Source organism: Paenibacillus sp. TAF43_2 (assembly GCF_052113545.1).
In the GTDB taxonomy this organism is placed as follows: domain Bacteria; phylum Bacillota; class Bacilli; order Paenibacillales; family Paenibacillaceae; genus Pristimantibacillus.
Map to the genome: position 1 here is coordinate 1 of NZ_JBFRDK010000256.1, position 6411 is coordinate 6411.

4 protein-coding genes are annotated in these 6411 nt (G+C 46.2%); 3 read left to right on the forward strand and 1 reads right to left on the reverse strand.

Going from position 1 to position 6411, the window contains the following annotated elements:
• Positions 1-167 precede the first annotated feature (167 nt).
• From AB4Z17_RS30965 to AB4Z17_RS30975, 3 genes are all read left to right on the forward strand, one after another.
• Entirely contained in the window at positions 168-2039 is a 1872-nt protein-coding gene (locus tag AB4Z17_RS30965; RefSeq protein WP_441964135.1) for an arginine--tRNA ligase, read from the forward strand.
• 71 nt (positions 2040-2110) lie between these two features.
• Positions 2111-4411, forward strand: coding sequence for a heavy metal translocating P-type ATPase (locus AB4Z17_RS30970; RefSeq protein ID WP_441964137.1), 2301 nt, complete (start codon positions 2111-2113; stop codon positions 4409-4411).
• Positions 4408-5094, forward strand: a complete 687-nt coding sequence (locus AB4Z17_RS30975; protein WP_441964139.1) for a sulfite exporter TauE/SafE family protein — start codon at positions 4408-4410, stop codon at positions 5092-5094. The genes AB4Z17_RS30970 and AB4Z17_RS30975 overlap by 4 nt, the downstream gene beginning before the upstream one ends.
• Positions 5095-5098: 4 nt before the next feature.
• On the opposite strand, the gene AB4Z17_RS30980 is transcribed toward AB4Z17_RS30975, so the two are convergent.
• Complete coding sequence (locus AB4Z17_RS30980; RefSeq protein ID WP_441964141.1) at positions 5099-5542, reverse strand: FixH family protein; 444 nt, start codon at positions 5540-5542, stop codon at positions 5099-5101.
• Positions 5543-6411: the final 869 nt, after the last annotated feature.

A 6411-nucleotide genomic window follows, 5' to 3' on the forward strand; every position in this document is an offset into this window, starting at 1 on the left:
TTAAAGATTCTTAGCCAAATGCATGGTTTAAAGACGCTTGTATAACTCGCACGCACATGAATGACGAACATCGGAAAGCCGTATGAGGGAAAACCTCACGTACGGTTTGATGAGGAGGGGCTGAAATGAATTTCAGTCCTTTACTCTAGATAATAGGAGGAATTACAATGATTCATAAGCTGATTATTGGAGCAATTGAAGAAATAACGCAAGGTATGCTGGAAGAGGGACGTACAGAGCGACCTGAAAATCTCAAAATTGCGGTCGAGCATCCCGTTAACTTAGCGCATGGCGATTATAGCAGCAATATTGCAATGCAGCTGGCAAGGCTTTTAAAACGCGCACCTTCATTGATTGCAGATGACTTCAAACAAAAATTAATCAAGCATCCAAGTCTTTCCTCATCCATAAAAAAGATTGAAATTGCTTCACCCGGGTTTCTAAACTTTTATGTGAATTGGTCTTGGTGGGCAGTCAATACAGAACAGCTTGAATCACAGAAAACTACAGTTAACAAAAAAGTGCTGGTTGAGCATACATCTATCAATCCAAATAAATCAGCGCATATTGGTCATTTGCGTAATTCCTGCGTTGGAGATACGATTGCGCGAATGCTCAGAAGTACGGGTCATCAGGTTGAGGTGCACAACTACATTGATGATCTAGGCAACCAATTGGCGGATACGGTGGTAGGCATTCTTCAGACCAAGTCGGTGCTGCCTTATGAGCGTTTTGGGGATTTTTGCTGGGATACGTATTCAAGCATTAATCGAGCTTATAAAGAGCAGCCAGAATTGCTTGAACAACGTACCAAGGTTCTTGCAGAGCTGGAAGAAGGGCATTCGAATGTAGCATGGATGGGCTTGTTGGTCGCAGAAAGAATTGTACGCGAGCATGTCGAGGAAATGAAGCAGTTTGGCATCACGTATGATGTTCTGGTGTGGGAAAGCAATATTGTGCGTGAAGGCTTCTGGGCTCGCGCGTTTGAGCTGCTGCAGTCAACGGGAATATTCCGCAAGGAAACAGAAGGGAAGCTGAAGGGCTGTTATGTGCTGAAGCATTCTGATGAAAACGGAGAACAAGAGGAACATTCGGATTTCCAAGCAGATAAAGTGCTCGTTCGCTCAAACGGTATTTTGACTTATACGGCCAAAGATATTGCTTACCATCTGTGGAAGTTTGGATTGCTTGATAACGATTTCCGTTACCAGAAGTTTTCTGATGGTCTGTGGTCAACGCATACGAGCGGTGCAAGGAAAAAAATCGGTCATGCAGATATGGTCATTAACGTAATTGATCAGCGCCAAGAGTATCCGCAGGCTATGGTTAAACAAGCATTGCTCGCTTTGGGTTTTCAGGAGCAAGCAGAGCAGCTAAAGCATGTCAGTTATGGTGTTGTTGCATTAAGCCCAAATACGGCAAATGGTTTAGGTATCGATACTTCAGACGGCAAGCATGCGTATGCGATGTCAGGCAGGCAAGGAATCGGCATAAAAATAGCGGATTTCTTAGTAAGAATGGAACAAATCATAGACGCAAAAAGATCCCGTAAAGGCGGCTTGGCAAGTCGTACGATAGCAGCAGCATCGATTCGTTATTACTTGCTTCGTTTTCATTTGCAAACAGAGGTTGTGTTTGATCTTGATCAAGCAACCGAAATATCCGGCAATACAGGTGTTTATCTGATGTATACGTATGCTCGCTCAAGCAGTATTTTGAAGAGAGCAGGAGACACTGCGTTTAACCCACAAGCTCTAGCTGAGATTAGCGGTCTTGAGATTCAAGAGCATTCATTGCTGAGACAATTAGCTTATTGGCCTGAAACGCTGGAAGCTGCCGCTTTGGAGCTATCTCCTAATCAGCTTTGCACGTATGTATATGAGCTTTCCGCATTGTTTAACCATTTCTACGCTACATGTCCTATTTTGAAGGCTGAAGAATCAGCGAAAAGCTTGCGTATTTGGCTCACCAAGCGTTATAAGCAAACGATGCAGGATGCACTTCACATACTGGGGCTTCCTGCGCCAAATAGAATGTAAACAGATGTTCCAATCATGCAATTGGCTTGCCCGTCATATAGTTTAACGCAGAGGTACAGGCATTAACAGCGATGAACGAAGGGCGGGTGCTGCAAATGGAGCAGGTACATGATAATCAGGTAGAGGATAGCGACCTTACGATAGATTTTGCGGTTCAAGGCATGAGCTGTTCAGCTTGTGCGGCAAGAATAGAGAAAGCCGTCAGCAAAATGGATGGTGTTCAAATGGCTGCCGTCAGCTTTCCGCTTCGAACCGCTTGGGTGCAGTTTAAGCCTGAGCGGCTCGGAGCGAAACAAATTGCTGAACGTGTCAAGCAATTAGGTTTTGAAGCGATGCTTAATGAGACAGCTAAAGAAGGCTTGCACAAGGAGCATCGTATATTGAAGCTGCGACTCATTGCTTCAGCGGTACTTACGGTGCCGTTATTAACTGGGATGATGCAGCATCTGCCTTTTTTAAGGCCGATGCTTGATTATTTGCCTGCTTGGCTCACTATTCCATGGCTGCAGCTCATTCTTGCCACGATTATTCAATTCGCTATAGGCTTGCCTTTTTATTTCGGCGCATATCATGCGGTACGCGAGCGAAGCGCCAATATGGATGTGCTTGTTGTCATTGGAACGACAGCCGCCTATTTGTACAGCCATTATGTCGTATTTCAAAACGGCTTGTTTCGGCCGCTCTTAGAGGTGGCTGCTCATGCACCGCCATTGTATTTTGAAACTTCTGCTGTCGTAATCACTGCTGTCCTGCTGGGTAAATACATTGAAGTTTCCGCCTCGCTGCGTGCGCAGCGCGGATCAGACGGCTTCGGCAAGCTGCAAAGTCAGACGGCGACGGTTGAACGGGCAGGTGAAGTGATTCATATTCAGACCGAATTTGTTCGAGCGGGCGATATTGTCATTGTACAGGCTGGAGAAACGATTCCGGTCGATGGCATTGTATGCGGCGGTCACTCCGCAACCAACGAATCGTTGCTAACAGGCGAGAGTCTGCCGATTGCAAAGCGGGAAGGAGATCAAGTGTGGGCGGGAACTTGGAATGAAAGCTCGCAGCTTCGCATTCGAACGAAGGCGGCAGGCCATGATACGATGCTGAACCGCATACAGGAGCTTGTTCGTCAAGCACAACGCTCTAAATCAGCCATTCAGCGGAATGTAGATGCGGCTTCAAGCTGGTTTGTTCCTGTTATGCTTCTCTTCGCCGTAGCAACGGTTTTCATGTGGGGATTATTTCTTGAGCCGGGGAATTGGAGCCGAGCATTCATCTGCGGCATTGCTGTTTTATTAGCAGCTTGTCCATGCGCGCTTGGTCTAGCCGCACCGATCTCACTTGTCATCGCAGCCAGCAGACTTGCGAAACAAGGCATTATTACGAAGGAAGCGGGCGCGCTAGAACGTTTGGCAAGTATTCAAACGATCATTTTTGATAAAACAGGAACATTAACGGAAGGCAAGCCTCATATAAGTGCTTCACTAGCTATTAAAGGAAGCCGCAATGCTTTGCTGAGATTGGCGGCAGCCGCTGAAGCGGACTCCACACATCCGCTTTCAAGAGCAATTGAGAAGGAAGCGGTCAGACTAGGACTTATTATTCCAGCTTCCAGTCATCATGTCTTCACGCCAGGCGGAGGCGTTGAAGCGATAATTGAGGAGCAGCGCTTTGCTATTGGGAACGCTCGGTTTGCAGCAGAACGCCAATGGGCTTTGAGCGTCGATATCATTGCATTCGCAAGGCAGCGTGAGGATTTGGGTGAAACCGTGCTATATGCAGCAATAGACGATCAGATAGCTGGTGCAATTGCATTTAGCGATAAGATAAAGGAAAACGCGAGAGAGACAGTGAAAGAGCTTAAAAAATTAGGAGTTTCCGCTGTTCTAGCGACAGGTGATCACAAGGCGCCGGCATTTGCTGCTGCAAAAGCGGTTGGCATTACAAGTATCCATGCGTCCATGCTTCCCGAGGGCAAGCTGGCGCTGGTGGAGCAATTAAAGCGTCGCGGCAAACGAGTCGCAATGGCAGGGGATGGATGGAATGACGCACCGGCATTAGCCGCAGCCGATGTTGGCTTAGCAATGGGTGAAGGAACAGATGCAGCGCTTAGCGCTGGCCACATGACGCTGCTTTTCTCACGTTTGCATGCTATTCCAGAAGCGATTCGAATAAGCCGATTAACGATTCGAAATGTGCGCCAAAATCTAACCTTTGCTTTCCTATACAATGTTATCGTCATCCCTTTTGCTGCTTTTGGTTTGCTTGAGCCTTGGATGGCTGGAACGGCGATGGCGCTTAGCTCTGTTTCTGTTGTAAGCAATGCGCTTCGGCTTTCTGGTCAGCTGCAAAGCAAGAGCCGAGTTGGTGCAAGCAGATGACGATGACTTGGCAGTTGATTGGATTCATTATTTTAACAGGCTTATTCAGCGCACCTCATTGCATTGGTATGTGCGGGGGGATTGTATCAACCGTCTCATTAAATTCCTCAGCGCCAGTTAAAAAATCAATGCTTCTATATAATACAGGCCGCATTCTCTCTTATTCCTTATTAGGGGCTGTARTGGGAACAGTAGGTTCGTTTGTTGATGTCGCAGGTAAATTTGCAGGGGTTCAAGGATTGGCATCCATTATTGGCGGCTGTTTCTTGCTGCTCTGGCTTTGGCGGAGATTTCAGCTGCCGCTCATGAACCGATTGTCTAGCTTTCTGCACAAAAGACTAGTAGGCGGAGCTTCTCGCTCAGCTAAGCAGGAAACGTTCCATTTGCTCGCAACTGGAATAGCCTTCGGATTTTTGCCATGCGGCTTAACTTATGCGATGCAAATGACGGCAGCCTCCACTGGCTCAGGACTTGAAGGAGCGGCTGTCATGGCCTTGTTTGGGCTATCGACTTTCCCTGCTTTAGCGGCTGCCGCGTCGATCGCTGCTTTTGCCAATAAGAAATGGCGGCGATTTATGCGTAAAGCAAGTGTAGTCACGGCGATTGCTGTGGGTGTCATCTCGATTTTGCGCGGGCTTGCGGTGAATGGTGTCATACCGTCGATTAATCCATGGCTTTGGTAATTTGCTAATGAACCGCTCGCAGTAATCTATCGATGGTATACGTTTGGTCAAGCGTCTTGAGTGTTAGAGTCGCTTTCCATGTGCCAGCCATTAGGGGTACACCTTCGCCTGTATATGTTCCAGGATCAGCTTCCGTCATTTTAAACTCGTAATCGCCGCAAACCATATCCATCATCTTAAGCTTGACTGATAGCTCAGCTCCTTGTAATGGGGCGCCCGATAGATCTGTGAGCTCGATTTTAAATAAATTGTTGTGTAGCACCTTCGCTGGATAACCATCGATGGACCACTTAGCTTCACCTTTGTCGAAGAGATGTTCCGTCATGGGCGGCGATAATTCTTCGCCTTTACGGAGCCATGTGAAAACTATGCCAACGACAATTGCCACAAACAATAAAATGATAGTGAATTTTAGCAGGTTATAATTTGGTTTGTGTTCTGCTTTCATATTTAGGAAAGAACCTCCTTTATGAGTTGCATATTCTTTTGTTAGATTCATAAAAAGAATGAGTGTTGTAAAGGGATGTATTAAATGCTGTTTTCTATCAGCTTGCGGAACGAATGGTAAGAAAGAAAGCATAGCATGGGCGAAGAAGTCACAAGGAGAGGTAGCGGACATCAGATACGCTATTGTGCTTATTTTGGCTGTTTTCGCAACCATAACGGACATAGAAGCCCTTATTTTGCTCCACGAGTTAGTTTTTAGCTCCCGTTTGCCTAAATAGCGTATCATATGTCCGTTAGATTCAAATATGAGCCCAATTCTTGAAAATAGCGGAATGTATGTCCGTAATGGGATCTGAAGTGACTATTGCGAAAAGCTAACGGACATCAGATACGCTATTGCGCTCATTTTCGCTGTTTTCGCAACCGTAACGGACATAGAAGCCCTTATTTGGCTCCAAGAGTAAGTTTTTAGCTCCCTTTTGCACAAATAGCGGATCCTATGTCCGTTAGACTCAAATATGAGCCCAATTCTTGAAAATAGCGGAATGTATGTCCGTTAGGAGGTCTGAAGTGACTATTGCGAAAAGCTAAAGGGCATCAGATACGCTATTGTGCTCATTTTCGCTGTTTTCGCAACCGTAACGGACATAGAAGCCCTTATTTGGCTCCACGAGTTAGTTTTTAGCTCCTTTTTGCCTAAATAGCGAAACCTATGTCCGTTAGACTCAAATATGAGCTCAATTCTTGAAAATAGCGGAATGTATGTCCGTAAGGGGATCTGAAGTGACTATTGCGAAAAGCTAACGGACATCAGATACACTATTGTGCTCATTTTCGCTGTTTTCGCAACCGTAACGGACATAGAAGCCC